Below are 18,067 nucleotides of genomic sequence, written 5' to 3'. Positions count from 1 at the left end.
ATATCAACTACTGAAATTATATTTCAAGACATCTTAGACACTATTCACCCAATCCGGACCATCCGAGCAAGAGATGAATGCCGGTCAAGGCAGCGGTGGTGGCGCCGCCCCGAAGGTGATTGTCCCTCCAATGCTAAGATCCGCCAGGGTGAGCCCGTTCAGCGTTGCGAGATCAGCCGCGCTGAGCTGAACCAGATTGAACGTTCCACCAGCCAGCTGGCGAAGCCGGATCTCGGTCCCGTCGCCGGCTTGGCCAGCGACATTGGCAAACGTGTTGCCATGAATGGTCGCGTTCATGATGCCTGGGGCCGTGCTGTTGTTCTGCTGGATGGTGATGCCGCGACTGTTGTCTACATCGGAAATAATGTTGTTCCGGACCGTGACGTTCTGGGTGCGGGTAAACGCCTGGCCGACGATGCCCTGGTTGACATTGATCGCCGCGAAATTGGCAAGTTCGCGCACTGTGTTATTTTCGATCAATACCGTAACCGCATTTGCAGTTGTGGTACTGCCCTCGTTCTGGACACGAATACCGAAGCCGAGATCGGCACCCGATCCTGTGACACCTGCCGTGCCGATGATGTTGTTGCGGAAGGTTCCGGTAACCGCTCCTGTGCTCGACGCACCAACAAAAAGATTGAGACCATGTGCACGATTGCCGGTGGCGGTGACGCCATTGATGTCGAAATCGAGATTGCCGCCATTTGCCGACGACACGCTCACGGCGACGTTGTTGTTGGTGAACGTGCCGCCATTGACGTTGGCCGTCATCAACCCACCGGTGCCCGAATGGTCGATATGCAGACCCGTCGCCGTGTCCGGCGCGGCGCCGGTGTAGCTGCCGCCACTCGCATTCAGCGTCATGTTGGCCGTGCCCAGGCCCAGGAAGTTGACGAGATTGCCATGGGCTCCGCCGACCGGGCCGTTGCTGCTGATGGTGTTGTTGGTCAGACGGAAATCGCTGAGCGTGCCGGCCGTGTTCGTTATCTGGATTTCGAACTCGTGGTTGTTGCTGATCACCGAGTCGATGATTCCGGTGTCGTTCGTGCCACCAAATGGGGTGCCGGTCAGCTCGTAAACATTGATGCCGGATTCGTCGGTCCCAGCGTCATTGCCGTTGCCGCTGATGTTGAACCGCTCGATCAGCAGCCCGTTGATCGTGGAACCACCGATGCCGCTGCCAAGGTTGTTGGTGATGTTCATCCGGGCGAGCCGCACCTGCGCGGTGTTGTTCAGGCTGATGCCGTCTCCGCTCGAATTCTGGATGATACCGCCTGAGCCGTTGTTGCTGCCGCCGCCGTCGCCGGTCACCGTCAGGCCGCCAAGAGCACCCGTGGTGTTGAGCACGATGCCGTTGGCGGCACCGTTGGACGAAATGCTGCGGAAGGTCAGGTCATTTGCGCCGATGGTCGTGCTGGTGACGGTGAGCGCCGTGCCGGTCGTCGAAGCGATCGTGTTATTCGAGCCCTGGACGCTGAACGTGCCGCCGCCCGTGGCACTGAAACCGGCGCCTGACGTCGTGGAGATGGCCAATCCGCCACCGGTGAAATTGATGGTCGTGCCGGTGTTGCTGGCGAGGCTGACTGCCGTGTTTGCGCCCGTCGTCAGGGTCTTGGTCGAACCCGAGAAGTTGATCATGCCACCGCTGTTGCCGCTGACCGAGATGCCATTGGCCACACCGCCCGTCGCGCTGAGGCTGCCGGACAGGGTCAGCGTGCCGCCGGTGCGGCCGGCGATGCTGACGACATTGCCGGCCGTCGTCTTGGCGATGGTGCCGGCATAGTCGACATTGGCAGATCCGCCGCCGACGAGGAACGCCACTCCCCCAGCTCCGGACAGCGTGCCCGTGCCCAGATTGACCGTGCCGGTGACGTTGGTCAGGCCGACATTGTTGGTGCCGCCGGTCGAGGTGACCGTGGTGAAGGTGGCGGTGGCGGCGACGCCGCTGAGCGACACGGCCTGCGCCGAGGTGGCGGCGATCGTGCCGGTGGTGACGTTGACCGTGCCGCCATTGCTGACCGAGAAGCCGGTCGTGCCGCTGGAGACGACGTCGAGGTTGGCGAAGGTCACCGTGGAGGCCTGGCCATTGTTGTTGATGGCAACGGCAGTGCCGGTCATGGCGGTCGTGGTGCCGAGGTCGACGGTTCCGGTGAAGCTCACCGCGCTTGCCGCCGTGGCGCCCGAGACGCTGATGCCGCTCGCCGCGCCATTTGCCACGACCGAGCCAGCGAAGCTGAAGCTGCCGCCGGTGCGGTTGGCGATCGTCACCGCCGTGCCCGAGCTGTTGGCGATGGAGCTTGCCGCATCGAAGCTGATCGCGGCATTGCCGCCGGTTATGGCAAGGGCGTTGGCGCCGCCGATGTCGACGTTGGTGGCGGTGATCGTGCCGGCCGGGCCGGAGACGCCGCCGAAGGAGATGCCGCCGGTACCAGCGCCGGTGATCGAGATGTTGCCGAGCGTCGTCGTGCCGCTGGCGTTGCGGATGTCGAGCGCGATGCCTGTCGCGCCGCTACTTGTCACATTGGTGATGGTGGTGTTCGAGGCGTTGAGGATCGCGTCGGACCCGTTGTCCGAGAACACGACGTTGTTGATCGTCGTGCTGGACGAAGGCGTGATCTCGATACCAGCGGTCAGGAAGTTCCTGATCGTCATGTTGGTCACCGCGGTGCCGGAAGCGCCGCCGCCATTGTCCTTGATACCGCGCGCCGCACCCGCCGGGCTGCCGTCGAGGATGAAGCCGTCGATGATGTTGCCGCTGGCGCCCAGCGTGATGACGTTGCTGCCGGCGCTGCTGGTAAGCGTCGCCGCACCGCTACCGACGGCGGCGATGGAGATTGTGTTGCTGGCGAGCTGGATCGTGCTCGGCACCGTCATCGCCAGGTTGATCGCACCATTGCCGAAGCCGCGCACCTGCGTGCCGGCAGCAAGATTGAGCGTGTTGTCGGCGTTGGTGCCGGCAGCCGTGATGACGCTACCGTTGTTGATCAGGACGATGATGTCGTTAACGCCCGCGACCGCCTCGGCCTCTGCCAGCGTCATCGGGTTGGCGCCGTCGATGCCCGACCCGTTGCCGCCGCCGATGGCGCCGTCCGAATCCACGAAATAGACCTTGCCGATGCCGAAGCCGAGGCCAGGGCTCGCCTGGAAGTCGACGTCCTGGAAGTCGTAGCTGCCGGCGACCGGCGCGCTGCTGGCGTCGATCGCCACATTGGCGCCGATCGTCGACAGCTTGTCGGTGGCAGACTCGCCGTCGCCATAGGTGAAGGCAAGGTTGGTCGAGCTGTTGAGGTAGATACCGGTATTGACGCCTGCAATGCTCGAGCTGTTGCCGCCGACGACGGCATCGCCGAGCCGCACGGTCTGGCCGCCTATGGCACCGCGCAGGTCGACGCCGATCGAGGTGCCCGCCGCGCCCGAATTGGTCACGTCGAAGTCGTTGGCCGTGACAGCGGCGTTGATGGTGGCGCCATTGAGGTCGAAGGCAACCGCCGAGCCGTTCAGGCCGATGTCCAGGTCGTTGAAGGAGACCGCAGTCCCCAGCGTGCCGGAGATGTCGACACCACGGACGGTGATGCCCTGGAGGTTGACGGTGCCCAGCGCGATGGCGCCACCGCCGCTCGAACTTACATTGTTCAGCACAATGCCCGTGGCCGCGCCGTTCGCTGAAACCGTCGCAAAATTCAGGCCTGCCGCGCCGACGGTGGCGCCGTCGAGGCTCAGAGCCGTGCCAGTCGTCGTGGTGATCGTGTTTGCGTTGACGCCGGTGCCGACACTGATGGTGCCGCCGCCGCTGGCGCTGAAGCCGCTGCCGCTGGTGGCACTGATCGCCAGCCCGCCATTGCTGAAATTGATCGTCGCGCCGGCATTGTTGGTCAGGTTGACGGCGTTCGCGATGCCAGAGGTCAGGATCTTCGTCGCGCCCGAGAAGTCGATGGTGCCGCCGCTGTTGCTGTTCGCGGCGATACCGGCCGCGTTCAGATCGCCCGACAGCGTAACCGTGCCCGACGTGACGCCCTGGACATTGGCCGCCAGACCGCTCGTCGAGGCGATCGCCGAATTGATGTCGACAGCGACTGCACCGACGCCGCCGGTGACGGTGACACCCGTGCCGGATCCGGTGTTGATCGTGTTGCCCGCGCCGGAGACGGCGACGCTCGCGGTGCCGCCGGTGCCGTTGACACTGATGCCGGTGCCCGTCGTGGTGTCGATGTCGAGGCCGCCATTGATGAAGCTGACCGCCGTCGGCGAGAACACACGCACGGCGTTGAAGGTGCCAGTGTTGAGGGTCTTCTGCGTGCCGGAGAAGACGACGCTGCCGCCGCTGCCGCCGCTGCCGCCATTGACCTCGACGCCGCGCAGCGCCTGGGTGATGTTGCCTGAGATGGTGACGGTTCCACCCGAACGACCGGTGATCGACGCACCGAGACCGACGCTCGAGATCGATGCGGCGCTGCTGATCGTTCCGCTGCCGCCAACGGCCAGGAATGCCGTCCCAGCCGCGTTCGTGGAGGTCAGGCTGCTCGATGCGTGCTGGATCGAGACCGCCAGATTGCCTGTCGTGTCGTTGAGGTCGACGGCATTCATGCCGGTGGTGACGTTCAGCGGCCCGGTAAAGTCGACGGTCAGCCCGGCGCCGGTGTTCCTGATGTAGACGCCATTGTCGTCGGCCCCGCCTGTGATGGTGGTCGAACCGGCGAAGGTGTAGGTGCCCGTCGTGCCGCCACCGATGCTGATGCCGTAGGCGGTTCCGACCGTGGCGGCATCCGGTGACAGGGTCACCGTCCCGCCGAAGCGGACGGCGCCGGAGCCGGCATTGATGTCAATGCCGCCACCGCTGAGATAGCCGTTGGCGCTGACATTGTTGAACTCGGCCGCGCCGGCAGCACCGTTGCTGAAATTGGCGCCGTTGATGACCAGCGCACGCCCATTCGTCGTGGCGATGTTTCTGGTCGCAGCACCCGACAGCACGACATTGCCGTAGGTGGCATTGAAGCCGACCCCAGCATTGTTCTGGATGTCGAGACCACCGGCGAAAGTCAGCGTATCGGTACTGCCGGCGGAGCGCTGCCACTTGACGCCGCCCTGGCCGGCATTGGTGATCCCGACGGTCCCGGCGAAGGTCACCGAAACGCCGTTGGTGACGTTGTCGAGCTGGATTGCGTTGACCGTGGTATTGGCGATGGTGACCGGGCCGTTGAACTGGACCGTCGGCGAGGCGATCAGGTTAAGCAGCTTGATGCCGTTCTGGCCGCCGGTCACATTGATAGAACCGAACTGTGCCGGGCCCGCAGCACCATTGGTGAGCGCAACATTCGAGACGTCCAGTGCCGGACCATTGACATTGAACGCGTTGCTGGCGCTGGCGAAGAACAGCTCGCCGCCAGTGGCTGCCGCGCTGTTGGCGGAGATGCCGCCGACACCGTTCGTGCCGGTGAAGCTGGTGGCGCCGGAGAAGCCAATCTTGTTGGTGCTGTTGACCAGCAGATACGCGCCGTTGAAGAAGCTGCCGGCCGTTCCGCCGCCCGCGATGTCGACCGTCGCCGTGCCGAAATCAAGCGTGCTTCCGGAACCGTCGAGAGCGTTGGCGTAGATGCCGAGTGCGACATTGCCGCCAAAGAGCACGTTCGTTGCCTGCTGGACGGCAATGTTCGTCGTGTCGAACTTCAGATTGCCGGAGATCGTATCGTCCAGCAAAAGACCAAAGCCGCCAACACGGTTGGCCGCGGTGCCGGCGACGAAGGCACCGCCATCGACCTGGTCGATGCCGGCGGTCGCCGCGTTGGCGTCAAAGACCACGCCCCCAAGAATGAAGCCGCCGACTTCGCCATTGTTGCCCAGCAGCGTGACGTCGGAGAAGGCACTGACCTTCAGGACTCCCGCCCCCACCGCACCATCGACGACGCCGATGTTGCCGCCGGTCGCCGACAGGATCAGGTCCGACAGCGCGATCTCGCCATTGGCAACACCGTCGGTCAGCGACAGCGCGCCACCACCGCCACCAGCGATCATGGCGCGGCTGAGCATCAACTTGGTGATGTCGCTGCCCTGGATGCCGATGCCTGAGGCACCGGTGTTGGCGATAATGACGTTGTCGATGCTCGCCGTGCCGGTGAAGCTGATCGTGTTGCCGTTGGCGGTGGTCAACGTCGGAAGCACGGTGTCGATGCCGCTGGGTGCATCGATGATCGTCGACGAGCTGATGCCGCTGAAGCTGAAGGCATTGCCAAGGCCACCGCCGACGGCGCCGAGCGGCGCCGTGTCGATGGATTCGCCTGCCTTAAGTCCGATCACCACCTGGCCATCGGCCAGGTTGAAGGTGTTGTTGCCGGCACCGACCTGCTGCGCCAGCATCATGTCGATGAAGTCGCTGGTGCCGTTTACCGACGTGTCGATGAAGACGATGACGTCGGCGCCCGAGGCTTCCGCGCCCTCGATAGATCCCGGATTTGCTGCCGTGCCGTTGCCGGTGCCGTTCTGGTCGACGTAATAGACCGTCGGCCCTTGCGCCTCCGAGATATCGCCGACGAAACCGCCATTGGCGCCGTCGACGTCCTTGAAATTGTAAGTTCCGGCGACGGGGAAGGCGCCAGTCGAGGCCATGATGTCGACGGCCTTCACCGTCGACAGCTTGTCGACTGACCCCTCGCCATCGCCATAAATGAAGTTGACGGCCGTCGTGCTGGTGAATTGAAAGCCGATCGCCGGTCCGTTCCCGCTGCCGCCGATGGTGGCAGCGGTCGTGTTGCCGGGCGCGCCCGCGTCGCCGAGCTGGATGGTACCCGTGCCGGTGGTGTTGGACAAATCCACTGCCGTCGTGCCGAGCGAACTGTCGCTGCTCAGGTCGAAGTCAGTGGCGGTGAAGTTCCCGTTCATCACCGCATTGGCGAAGCTGATGCCGGTAGCACCATTGCCGGACATGGCGATGCCGAGGCTGGCGAAGGACACCGTACCCGCATTGGTCCCGGACACGCTGACACCGGTCTGGCCCAGCCCTACGTTGGTCACACTGGTAGCGCCGAATGCAACGGTGCCGGTGTTGTTGCCGAGACCGATGCCGGTCGCGGCGTCACTGACCGTGACGGAATCGAAAGTGGCGCTGCCGGCGACATTGGTCACCAGCAAGCCGGTCCCGGTTGTGTTGGAAATCGACAGCGGCGCGCTGGCGTTGAAGGTCGCACCGGTGCCGAGCCCGGCCATCGTCACCGTTCCGCCGCCGCTCGCGGTCAGCGCCGAGCCGGTGAAGCTGATCGTGCCGCCGGTCGGCGCAGTCGTCGCGCCGATGGTCAACAGGTTGCCGAAGCTGGTCGAGGTGACAGGACCGGTGAACGCAACCGAGCCGCCTGTGATGCCGTCGATCTTGACGGCATTGCCCCCCAGGACGGCCGAGCTCGAGATCGAGGCTCCGATGGTGATCGCAGCGCTGCCGCCCGAAACGACGACGTCGTCGCCGGAGCCGCCATTGGTGATGGTACCGCCGATCGAGATCGTACCGGTGTTGTTGGTCAGGCTGACGTCGGCGCCGGCGACATTGGACGTGACCAGGTTGTTGACGTTGATGGTGGCGGCACTGCCCTGGACGGCGAAGCCCGGACCCGTTCCGCCAACCATTGCGATGGTGGTCGTACCACCAAAGGTATAGGTGCCGCTCTGAACATTTGTCAGCCGGATGGCGTCGCCCATGGCACGGCTGATGTTGACGGTACCGAAGGTGACGTTGCCGCCGCTGGTGTTCTCGATGAGGATGCCGGTCGGCACTGTGCCACCGGAGCCGTCGACGGTCACGCTGGCGAAACTGATTCCGCCAGTGCCAATCGTCAGGCCGGTGCCGCCGAGCTGGATGCCGCGTTCCGTCACGCCGGCGCCGGTGCTGATGGTGTTGCCGGCCGCCGTCACCGACACCGTGCCGCCATCGATGGCCCTGAAACCGAAGCCGCCATCCGTGGTCAGGCTGAGGGCACCAGTGAAATTGATCGTGCCGCCGGCATTGCTGGTGAGGTCGATGGCATTGGCCACGCCGGTACTGGCGGTGATTGCACCTCCGAATGTCGCGCTGCCTCCGGTCATGGAGCTGACGCGCACAGCGCTTGCCGCGCTGCTGTGGTTGATGGTGCCGTCATAGGTCAGGTCGGGCGTCGAGCTATCTATGTTGAACGCCATGCCCGCACTGTTGGCAATCGAGCTCGCCGCGTCGAAGCTCATCGTGCCGGTGGAGCCGCCGGCGATGCTGATACCGGTGAATGCGCCCGAAATGTCGAGATTGGCGAAGGTCGCCGTGCCGCTGTAATTGTTGAACGACAGCGCGGTGCCACTGACGCTGCCGATCGTATTGGCGCCGGTGAAGGTAACGGTGGCAGCCGTGTTGGCCAGCAGGATGCCGGTCTGGGCAGACTGGATGGCAAGATTCTGCACGCCGATCGCGCCAGCAGCACCCGTCAGGTCGAGTCCGGTAACAGCGCTGGCGATCGTGACGCCGGCAACATTGAGGCCCGAGATGCTCGTCCCGTCGATGGCAGCACCCGAGCCGCCATTGCTGACGGTGAGGTTCTGGACGAGGTTGCCATTGGCGAGGTTGATGGCGCTGCCGGCAGCGTTGTTGAGAACCGCGCCACCATGGCCGAAGGGATCCACCTGGGTCGCGCCGGTGACGACATTGGCGCCGGTGACGTTGGCAGGCGGCGCTCCCAGGTCGACCGTCGCGCCATTGGCGAAGGACACCACCGACTGGCCGTTGGCAAGCGTGAAGCCATCGGCGTCGGTGTTGATGAGATCGAGTGCCGAAGACTTGACGAAGACAAAGATCGTGTTGGCGTCAGTAGTCAGGTCGTCGGCGGCGGCGGCGTTGATGAGGTCGTTGACGCTCGAACCGGTGCCCGAACCGGTGTTGGACGATCCGACGAAAATCAGATTGGCCGTGTCGAACAGTTGCGGACCGACCAGAGCGGTCGTGCCGAAGGCATAGGTGCCACTGCCGGCTAGAAGCCCGCGCATATCGAGCGAGGCGACAGAGCCGGTGATCGAGCCGCCGCCAAACGAGAAAGTGATGTTCGCAGTCGCGCCGATCGCCCCATTGGGGCCCATCTGGACACCGGTGCCGACGCCCGAAATAACGCCGCTGCCGATAGTGACGGTGCCGCCCGAGGTGCCGGAGAGGTCGATACCCGTCGAGGTGCCGCCGGTTCCGGCAATATCGAGCGTCGTTGCCGTGAAGGTCGAGCTGCTGCCCGACAGGTCGAGCCCTGTTCCGGTAGCCGAGACGCCGGTAACGTCGATGTTCTGGAAACTGATCGTTCCGTTGACGCCCTGGACGTCGATGCCATTGGCGCTTGGCTGGCTGATCGCCACGTCGGCGAAGCTGACTGCGCCCGAGTTGCCGTCGAGCAGGATGCCGCTTCCGCCGGCATTGCTGATCGTGACTGCGCCCGCGAAGCCGACCATCGCCGAGCTGCTGACGATCGAGATACCGTGGCTGGTGGTGTTGGAAATCGTCGTCGTGCCGGAAACGGCGAAGCTTCCGGAAACGCCGTTGAGGTTGATGCCGGTCGCGCCACCGGTCTGGCTCAGGCTGCTCAGCGTGACATCGAGGCCGAGGCCTGTGGCGTCGAAACCGGAAGATGCGTTGCCGGAGATGGTTCCGCCGTCGATCGTCAGCAGACCCGCCGACGAGCCGGTGGCAACGACGCCGCTGGAGCCGTTGCCCGTCGCGTTGAGCGTGTCGAAACTGTAGCTGCCGGAGCCACTGCCGATCAGCAATCCACTACCCGTATTGCCGGTAAGCGTGGTCGTGCCGGTAAAGGCGTAGGTGCCACCACCCTGGAGCGAGAGACCGGCACCGCCATTGCCCGACGACGTCAGGTTGGAACCCGTGACACTGCTGGCACCCGCGAGCAGTACACCATTGAGGTCGGCACCCGAAATCGTCAGCCCCGTCAGTGCGACGTTGGTGACGTTGTTGCCATAGATGCCGTTGCCGCCGCCTGCATTGGACAAGTTGAAGTCGAGCAGCGACGTGTTGTTGGCCAATGTGACCGTGTCGCCGCCACCGGTGTTTGTTAGCGTCGCGGCGCCGCCGGCGTCCGATATGGTGGTGCTGTGCTGGACGTTGGCGCCGGTCACGTTGATCGGCACGCCGCCGAGCGAGAACTGTCGTCCGTTGCCGAAGGAAGCAAGCGTCTGGCCGGCACTGAGCGAGAAGCCGTCGGCGTCGTTGATGTCCGTGCCACGATTGACCAGCACGAAGATCGCCGTGCCGTCGGTGTTGGCATCGGCGGTGGCGATCGAGGCCAGGTCCAGCAGCGACGAGCCTGTGCCCGAACCGGTGGCCGAGGCGCCGACGAAGATCAGATTCTGGGCGTCGAAGAGCTGCGGCCCGACGAAGGTCGTCGATCCAAAGGCATAGCTACCGAGCGTCTGGTTGAGGCCGCGCGCGTCGAGCGACGCAGTGACGCCCGAGATCGAGCCGCCGCCGAATGTGAACTGGGCATTTGCAGAATTGACCAGCGAGCCGGAGATGCCGAGGCGGACGCCGGTGCCGACATTGGCAATGACGCCGCCATTGGTGATGACGATCGTCGAGCCGCCGACGGTCTGGGCCAGATCGATGCCGATCGATCCGGCGCCGGTACCTGTGATGTCGACCGACTGGGCGGTGAAATTCGTCTTGCTGCCGGAGAGATCGAGACCGGTGCCGAGGCCCAGACCCGAAATGACGATGTTGCCGGCAACGACAGTGGCATTGACGCCGGCAAAGGAGATGCCGTCGCCGCCCGGATTGGTGATGCTGATGTCGCCGAAACGGATCGACGCCGGCGAATTGACGATGTCGATCGCCGGGCCAGACGTGTTCGAGATCGTCGTCTGGCCGGTGACGGTGAAGCTGCCGGCGAGGTTGTCGAGCACCACGCCCGACGTGCCGCCGGTATGGCTGATCGAATTCAGGGTCACATGGGCCGTGATCGGGTCGATGAAGACGGCGATGCCGCCATTGCCCGAAACGGTGCCGCCTGTGGTTGTGAAGCTGCCCGCAACGGAGGTGCCGGCGACGTAGATGCCGGCGTCCGCATTGTCCTGCGCATTCAGGATGGCGAAGCTGTAGGTGCCCTGGCCTGATATATCCAGGCCATCGTCGCCATTGTCCTGCAGCAGCGTGGTGCCGGTGAAATTGTAGGTGCCGTTGCCTACGATGTGCAGGCCATCGAGGCCATTGCCGGTCGAGGTGAAGTTGGAACCCTTGATGCCGGTCGACGTGCCGGTGAAGTTGGCGCCATGGCCGCCGGCGCCGCTCACGGTCACGCTGGTCAGGGTGGCGCCGTTGACGTTGTTGCCGAAGATGCCGTCGGCACCGCCTGTGATGGTGATGCCCCGGAGCGTGTTGCCGTTGCCGAGCGTAATGACGTTGTTGCCGGCGTTTGTGCCGGCGATAGTGCCGTTGCTGCCGCCGAGATTGTAGGAACCGGTGCCGCCGCCGAACAGCTGGGCGGTGACGCTCTCACCACCGCCGATGACCGTCTGGCCGTTGGCCAGTGTCACGCCCGCCGTCAGCAGGTTGCCGCTGCCGCCAAGCACGACGACAAAACCGTTGGCGCCCGCATCAGTGACGGCATCATCCAGGGTCGTAGGATCGCCTAACGTACCGAGGCCGAGCGTGTTGGCGCCGTCGGCGAAGAAGAATTTGCCGAACGCCGTGCCCGTGGCGGCGTTTATCGCCACCCGCGTCGACGAGCCGACGAGCTTTTCGCCACCCTCGATACGGACACCGATGTCACCGCGGACGCGCTCGTTGACCCGCTTGCGCAAGCCTTCGCCGACCGCATGGACCGGCTCCGGTCCCTCGGCGTCACCCTGGGCCTCGCCCCCCGGATTGAACGGGATCGTCAGCCTGACGCTGCCGGCGAACTGCGTATCGTCGCGATTGTCGTTGCGCACCTCGCCGGCGAAGGCGAGGGACGCGCCGCTGCCGAAGACGTCGCCGATCTGATATTCGAAGCCGGCCTTGCCGCCGGTGATGCCGTCGTCGTCGCCGTCGGGGTCGCCGAAATGGTAGGCGCCGATGGAGAGCCGAAGCGCATGGTTCTCGGGCAGCTCGACCGGCACCTGCGCGCCGATCTCACCCTCGATGCCCCATGCGGCATAATTGCGCCGGTCGATGACCGATATCTGCTCGAGCAGTTGGTTGCCGACCATCGACAGACTGGATCTGGTCGATTGTTCTGCCCGGTCTCCGCTGATCGGCAGGAAGACGTTCACATGCGCGTCGAAATTGGTCGTGATCGCTTCGAGACCCAGCGTGGCGCCGGTGAACTGGTGTCCGTCCTGTCGCTGGGTGTTGATGTAGGCATAGCCGCCAAGCATCAGGTCCGGATTGACGATCCGGCGGATGCCGATGCCGAAGTCCTGGCCAAAACCGTCCTCGAAGTCGTGCTTGGCCCTGACATCGAGGAACAGGACCGATTCGGCCGTCTGCTTGAGCGGAACGAAACCTTCGAGCGCCGCGGTGGCGCCGTCATTGTTGGCGCCGATGATGGCGCGCACTTGCGGCTGCCACAGCCCGCCTTCCTCGGCAAAGGCCGCCATGCCCGACAAGGCCAACGCGATCGTTGATAGGGCGGACGTCCGCAACAAGCCCCGAGCGCTGCGCGACAGCCTATACTCGACCGAAACTTGCGTCGCGGTCGCGGGCGGTACATTAGACACTGCTTGTCTTGCGTTTCCGGGCAGGAACAAACGCGAATGCATAGATCATCCATCCAAGGGGGGCGTTCTTGGTTGCTGCGATTGATCTGCCAATGCCCGGCACTTGCAAGAGGAGTCTTTGCTACCAACGCGTGTACACACACAAAAAACAAAGATGTTGCCGTCAAGCAACACCTAATATGATTGTTTGCGCATAAGTTTCGCGCAGTTCACCAAGTCGATTTCCCAGAAAAGGCAAGCAATATGCGCTCCACGTTCACGCGAACAACAAAGCCAGGTCGCATCATCAACATGATGGCCGCCGCAATCGGACTGTTGTTTGCCGGCAGCGCGTTTGCGCAGGAAGCCAAGCCAGTCGAAGCCAAGCCGGCCGACGCCAACCCCTGGGCGGTCAACTGCGCCAGCGGTGCGACGATCAACGAACTACAATGCCAGGTGTCGCAGAACCTGACCGAGTCGAAGACAGGTCAACGCGTGTTGACGGTCACTATTCGCAAGGAAAACGACAAAGGCGGCCTGGCCATGCTGCTTGCGCTGCCGCACGGCCTGTTCCTGCCCTCCGGCGCGTCCTACCAGATCGACCAGGGTGAGAAGGTGACCGTCGCGATTCAGACGAGCGACCAGAACGGCGCCTATGCCGCGGCACCGCTGACGCCGGAATTGATCACGGCAATGAAGGCAGGCACCAATCTGAACGTTGGCATGGAATCGGTCACGCGCAAGGCGGTGGCGATCCCGGTGTCGCTGGCGGGCTTCACCGCCGCGATCGAAAAGCTGCAGGCCATCAAGTAGCGCGAGCAAGGACGGGGCGGTTCACCCCGCCCTGTCTTTCAACCAGGCCTGCGATCACTCCTGATCGTCATTCGTCTGCGCGTGGTCACGGCGACCGGCCATGATCTCGCGCTTGCCGACATGGTTCGGCGCGCCGACGAGGCCTTCCTTTTCCATGCGCTCGACCAAAGATGCAGCACGGTTGTAGCCGATGCCGAGGCGGCGCTGGATATAGGAAGTCGAGCACTTCTTGTCGCGCTGCACCACCTTCACCGCCTCGTCATACATTGCATCGCCGTCCTCGGCAGCGACCGAGCCCTTGTCGAAGATCGGGCTGTCATCGACGTCCGGCACCTCGTCCTCCTCGTCGGCGGTGACGGTCTCGAGATACTCGGGACGTCCCTGTGCCTTGAGGTGATTGACGACATGCTCGACCTCGGCGTCCGAGACGAACGGGCCGTGGACGCGGGCGATGCGGCCGCCTCCGGCCATGTGCAACATATCCCCCTGGCCGAGCAGTTGTTCGGCGCCTTGCTCACCAAGGATGGTGCGGCTGTCGATCTTGGACGTCACCTGGAACGAGATGCGGGTCGGGAAGTTGGCCTTGATGGTGCCGGTGATGACGTCGACCGAGGGTCGCTGGGTTGCCATGATCAGATGTATGCCGGCGGCACGTGCCATCTGCGCCAGGCGCTGGATCGCACCTTCGATCTCCTTGCCGGCGACCATCATCAGGTCGGCCATCTCGTCGACGATGACGACGATATAGGGCATCGGGGCAAGGTCGATTTCCTGCTCCTCGAACAGCGGCACGCCGGTGCCCTTCTCGAAGCCGGTCTGCACCTGCATCACCACCGTTTCGCCCTTGTCGCGGGCGATCGCGGCACGCTCGTTGTAGCCGTCGATGTTACGCACGCCGAGCCGCGCCATCTTGCGGTAGCGATCCTCCATCTCGCGCACTGCCCATTTGAGTGCCGTGACCGCCTTCTTCGGATCGGTGACGACAGGCGTCAGCAGATGCGGGATGCCGTCATAGATGGAGAGCTCCAGCATCTTCGGGTCGACCATGATCAGGCGGCACTCTTCCGGCTTCAGCCGATAGAGCAGCGACAGGATCATGGTGTTGATGGCGACAGACTTGCCCGAGCCGGTGGTGCCTGCGACGAGCAGATGGGGCATCTTGGCGAGTTCGGCGATGACCGGCTCGCCGCCGATCGTCTTGCCGAGGCAAAGCGCCAGCTTGCAGGCGGTGTTGCGGAAGCCGTCCGATTCGATCAGCTCGCGGAAATAGACCGTCTCGCGTGTCTCATTGGGCAGTTCGATGCCGATGACGTTGCGGCCGGGGATGACCGCGACACGCGCGGAGATCGCGCTCATCGAGCGAGCGATGTCGTCGGCAAGGCCGATCACGCGCGACGATTTCACGCCCGGCGCCGGCTCGAATTCATAGAGCGTCACAACAGGGCCCGGGCGAACATGGATAATCTCGCCACGCACGCCAAAGTCCTCGAGAACGCTTTCCAGCAGGTCGGCGTTCTGCTCCAGCCGCTCCTGCGACATGTAGAAGCCCTGGCCTGCCGGCGGCAGCTGCAACAACTCCTCTGAGGGCAATTCGTAGGTATCGCCGGTGGTCGCCGGCACGATCTTGCCCATCAGAGGCAATGGCGACACCGCGCGAAGGGGAGCCGTCGGCTCGGCGATGGTGACTGGTTCTGGCGTGGCAGCGACGACCGACGCGGGCTCAGCGCGTTCGGCAATCGTGGGAGCTTCGATCTTCACCTCATTGGAGTTGGCAGGTGCTGCAGGCGCTGTGTTGACCTGTTGGGTCGGAATGCACTCGATGACCCTGAACAGCGCCGTGATTTCGGCTGCGGCAATCTCGGCCTGCCTGGCGACAACAGGTACCGGCGCAACTCGCACCGGCACCGGCGCGGGGCGGGCGGTAGCAACCGCGGCTACCGGTGACGGACCGTCCGATGTGCTCGGCGCCATCAGCTCGAAAAATGCGTGATCGGAAAGATAGGACCACCGAGCCTTCTTGGGCTGGGCCGCCGCATATTCACCGGCGCCGGCCAGCTTGGCTGCGGCTTGCACTGGCGGGTTGGCGGAGTTCACTGCTGCAACGGGCTGTCGTACGGGCGAGGGCGCCTGTGGAACCGGCGCGGCAATCCTGCTTGCGATTTGCGCCTGCAAGGCCTCGATGACCTGGGCCCCCGTCGTCACGGTCGCCGGTCTTGCCGGAACTGCGACAGGTGCGACAGCTGTCGCGCGCTCGGCCGTCAGCGGCTGCAGGCCGGCGGCGTTCGCCTGGGCTTCATTGTGGGCGGCCTCCGCCGCTTCATATGCCTGGCGCTTGGCGGCATCGTAATCCGGAGTGCGGGTAAAGCGCACATTGGGCGCGAGGAAGAAATAGTCCTGCCAGCCGGGGCCATCGGCCGGCGAAGCCACATGCGTTCCGTCTGCCTTGCTTTCCGGGCGATTCTGGCCGTCATTGTGCGAGACTTGGTTCGAAAAATTCACTCGAGGCAAACGCGTGCTTCCCATGCTCAAGACTCGCTGATGAAACGTCCCCCGAGCAATAGGAAGCCAGTGGTTAACAGTTCCTTCCAGCTTCCTGCTTTGTGATCTGGAAGCGGCAATTCGCGACCACCGCATCGCGCCATGCTGTGATTGTTAGATGAGTGTACGGCAATCACTGACACCAATGGATGGTTGTGGAGTTCGCACGCCGAGTGTTTGCAAGCCTTTGTTCCGCTGTGCTAACTTTACGTCATGCGGTAAGGAGATGCAGACTTGTACCGCTTTTGGAATTGGTTTGCGTATCCAAAGTCTGGGAGCAAGAGAGGCGGAGGGCCTGCGTCCTCGAACCTATCAACGGCCCTTGATGCCCGCCTTTCAGGTTTCCTCGCCAACACCACCGATCTCGTATCGTTTTATGACCACGAATTCCGGCTGACCGACTGCTCGGCCCGACTGAAAAGCATTCGCGGAAACGCCATGACCCCGGGCGCGGTGGCGTGGGAGATCTATCCGAACTTTGGCGAAAACGAGCTTCGCGCGGCAATGCAGCTCGCCGCGCGCGATGGCTCGTCGACGCGAATCAAGCTCAAGGCGCTGTCGGGCCAGCCGGCGGGAGTGGTTTTCTGTTTCGGAATGGCCGACGGCGTCGGCATCATCGAGACAGCGGAAACCGGTCATGACGGCCGCGCTGCCACCGAGGAAGCCGATCGCGTCAAACTTCTGCAGCATCAGGCGACACATGATGCGCTGACCGGATTGCAGAACCGCCGCCGCTTCAGCGAGCGCCTGGACGAGGTTCTGGCGGAAAGCGGCGATTTCCGGGACAAGTCGGCGCTGCTGCAGATTGATCTCGACGACTTCAAGTCGGTCAACGACACGCTTGGCCATGGCACTGGCGACACCTTGCTGCAGCTGGCGGCAAATCGAATCCGCGGCGCGCTCCAGGACGGCGATGCGGCCTACAGATATGCCGGCGACGAGTTCGCGGTGATCCAGGCCAACAAGCAGCAGCCCATGGCGGCCGAACGGCTGGCTCAGGCGATCGTCGATTCCTTCAAGGCGCCCTTCGTCATCAACGACATCCCGCTGTTTGTCGGCGCGAGTGTCGGTATCGCCTTCGGCCCGCAGCACGGCGCGGAGAGCGAGGAGCTCATGAAGGCGGCCGACATCGCCCTCTACGCCGCCAAGCGCGACGGCCGTGGCTGCGCCCGCACCTTCAATCGCTCGATGATGCTGCTTCTGGAGCAACGGGAGAACCTTAGGCGAAGCCTGCGTATGGCCCTGGAACGGCAGGAACTCTATCTCGAATATCAGCCACTCATCCGCCCGCCATCGACGGTAGTCGGGTTCGAGGCGCTGCTGCGATGGCACCATCCCGAGGTTGGCCTCATCCCGCCCAACGTCTTCATTCCGATCGCCGAGGCCGATGGCCTGATGGACGACATCGGCCGTTGGGTGCTCGAGGAGGCCTGCCGCCAGGCGATGACCTGGCCATCGTCCATGAACGTCGCGGTCAACCTGTCGCCGGCGCAGTTCCTGAGTGGCTCGCTCACCGACACCGTGGCGCACATCATCGACAAGGTCGGCATCCGCGCCGACCGCATCGAGCTCGAAATCACCGAAACGGTGCTGCTGGAGCAGACAGTCGACAACCTCGACACGCTGAACACGTTGAACGTCCTGGGGATCCGGATTTCGCTCGACGACTTCGGCACGCACTACTCGTCGCTGAGCTATCTCAAGAATTTCCCGTTCGACACGCTGAAGATCGACCAGTATTTCATCAAGGACCTGGTAGCCGACCGCAAGAGCCAGGCCATCGTCCGGTCCGTCATGAGCCTGGCACACGGCCTGGGTATCAGCGTCACCGCGGAAGGGGTCGAAACGGCCGGCCAGGCAAACTGGCTGATCGAAGAGGGCTGCGATTGCTTGCAGGGCAACTTCCTGGGGCGGCCGATGGGGGCGGACGCGACGGGTGAGTTTGCGGACCGCCCGCCGGCGGAACAGAAGGCGCCGCAAGAACAAGACCGATCATGACGACAGGCAACACCCTGCAAGCTTGCCTCGACGGGGCAAGCGAAGAAGG

At 63.8% G+C, this 18,067-nt stretch carries 4 protein-coding genes; 2 read left to right on the top strand and 2 right to left on the bottom strand.

The genetic code is table 11. From position 1 onward, the window contains the following. Window positions 1-84: 84 nt before the first annotated feature. On the bottom strand, window positions 85-12,570 hold the full coding sequence (locus HNQ95_RS16925) for a hypothetical protein (RefSeq protein ID WP_246340819.1): 12,486 nt from the start codon (window positions 12,568-12,570) through the stop codon (window positions 85-87). A gap of 363 nt (window positions 12,571-12,933) precedes the next feature. On the opposite strand from HNQ95_RS16925, the gene HNQ95_RS16920 reads away from it, so the two are divergent. Further along, on the top strand, window positions 12,934-13,482 hold the full coding sequence (locus tag HNQ95_RS16920; protein WP_154384414.1) for an invasion associated locus B family protein: 549 nt from the start codon (window positions 12,934-12,936) through the stop codon (window positions 13,480-13,482). A 54-nt stretch (window positions 13,483-13,536) separates the two neighbouring features. Here HNQ95_RS16920 and HNQ95_RS16915 read toward each other — a convergent pair whose 3' ends face one another. Beyond that, entirely contained in the window at window positions 13,537-16,005 is a 2,469-nt protein-coding gene (locus HNQ95_RS16915) for a DNA translocase FtsK (RefSeq protein ID WP_182574724.1), read from the bottom strand. 453 nt (window positions 16,006-16,458) lie between these two features. Between HNQ95_RS16915 and HNQ95_RS16910 the strand changes: the two genes are divergently transcribed. Further along, window positions 16,459-18,018 (top strand): putative bifunctional diguanylate cyclase/phosphodiesterase, encoded by a 1,560-nt coding sequence (locus HNQ95_RS16910; RefSeq protein WP_246340822.1) that lies wholly within the window; start codon window positions 16,459-16,461, stop codon window positions 18,016-18,018. Window positions 18,019-18,067: the final 49 nt, after the last annotated feature.

Source organism: Aminobacter ciceronei, from assembly GCF_014138625.1.
In the GTDB taxonomy this organism is placed as follows: domain Bacteria; phylum Pseudomonadota; class Alphaproteobacteria; order Rhizobiales; family Rhizobiaceae; genus Aminobacter; species Aminobacter ciceronei.
The sequence above is the reverse complement of the archived record's forward strand: the minus strand, read 5'-3'. Positions and strand labels throughout refer to the sequence as shown.

Excerpts from the sequence above, each read along its gene's own strand:
- HNQ95_RS16925 (WP_246340819.1), bottom strand. The coding sequence starts at position 12,570 with ATGGCGGCCTTTGCCGAGGAAGGCGGGCTGTGGCAGCCGCAAGTGCGC.
- HNQ95_RS16915 (WP_182574724.1), bottom strand. The coding sequence starts at position 16,005 with ATGGGAAGCACGCGTTTGCCTCGAGTGAATTTTTCGAACCAAGTCTCG.
- HNQ95_RS16910 (WP_246340822.1), top strand. The coding sequence starts at position 16,459 with ATGACCCCGGGCGCGGTGGCGTGGGAGATCTATCCGAACTTTGGCGAA.
- HNQ95_RS16920 (WP_154384414.1), top strand. The coding sequence starts at position 12,934 with ATGCGCTCCACGTTCACGCGAACAACAAAGCCAGGTCGCATCATCAAC.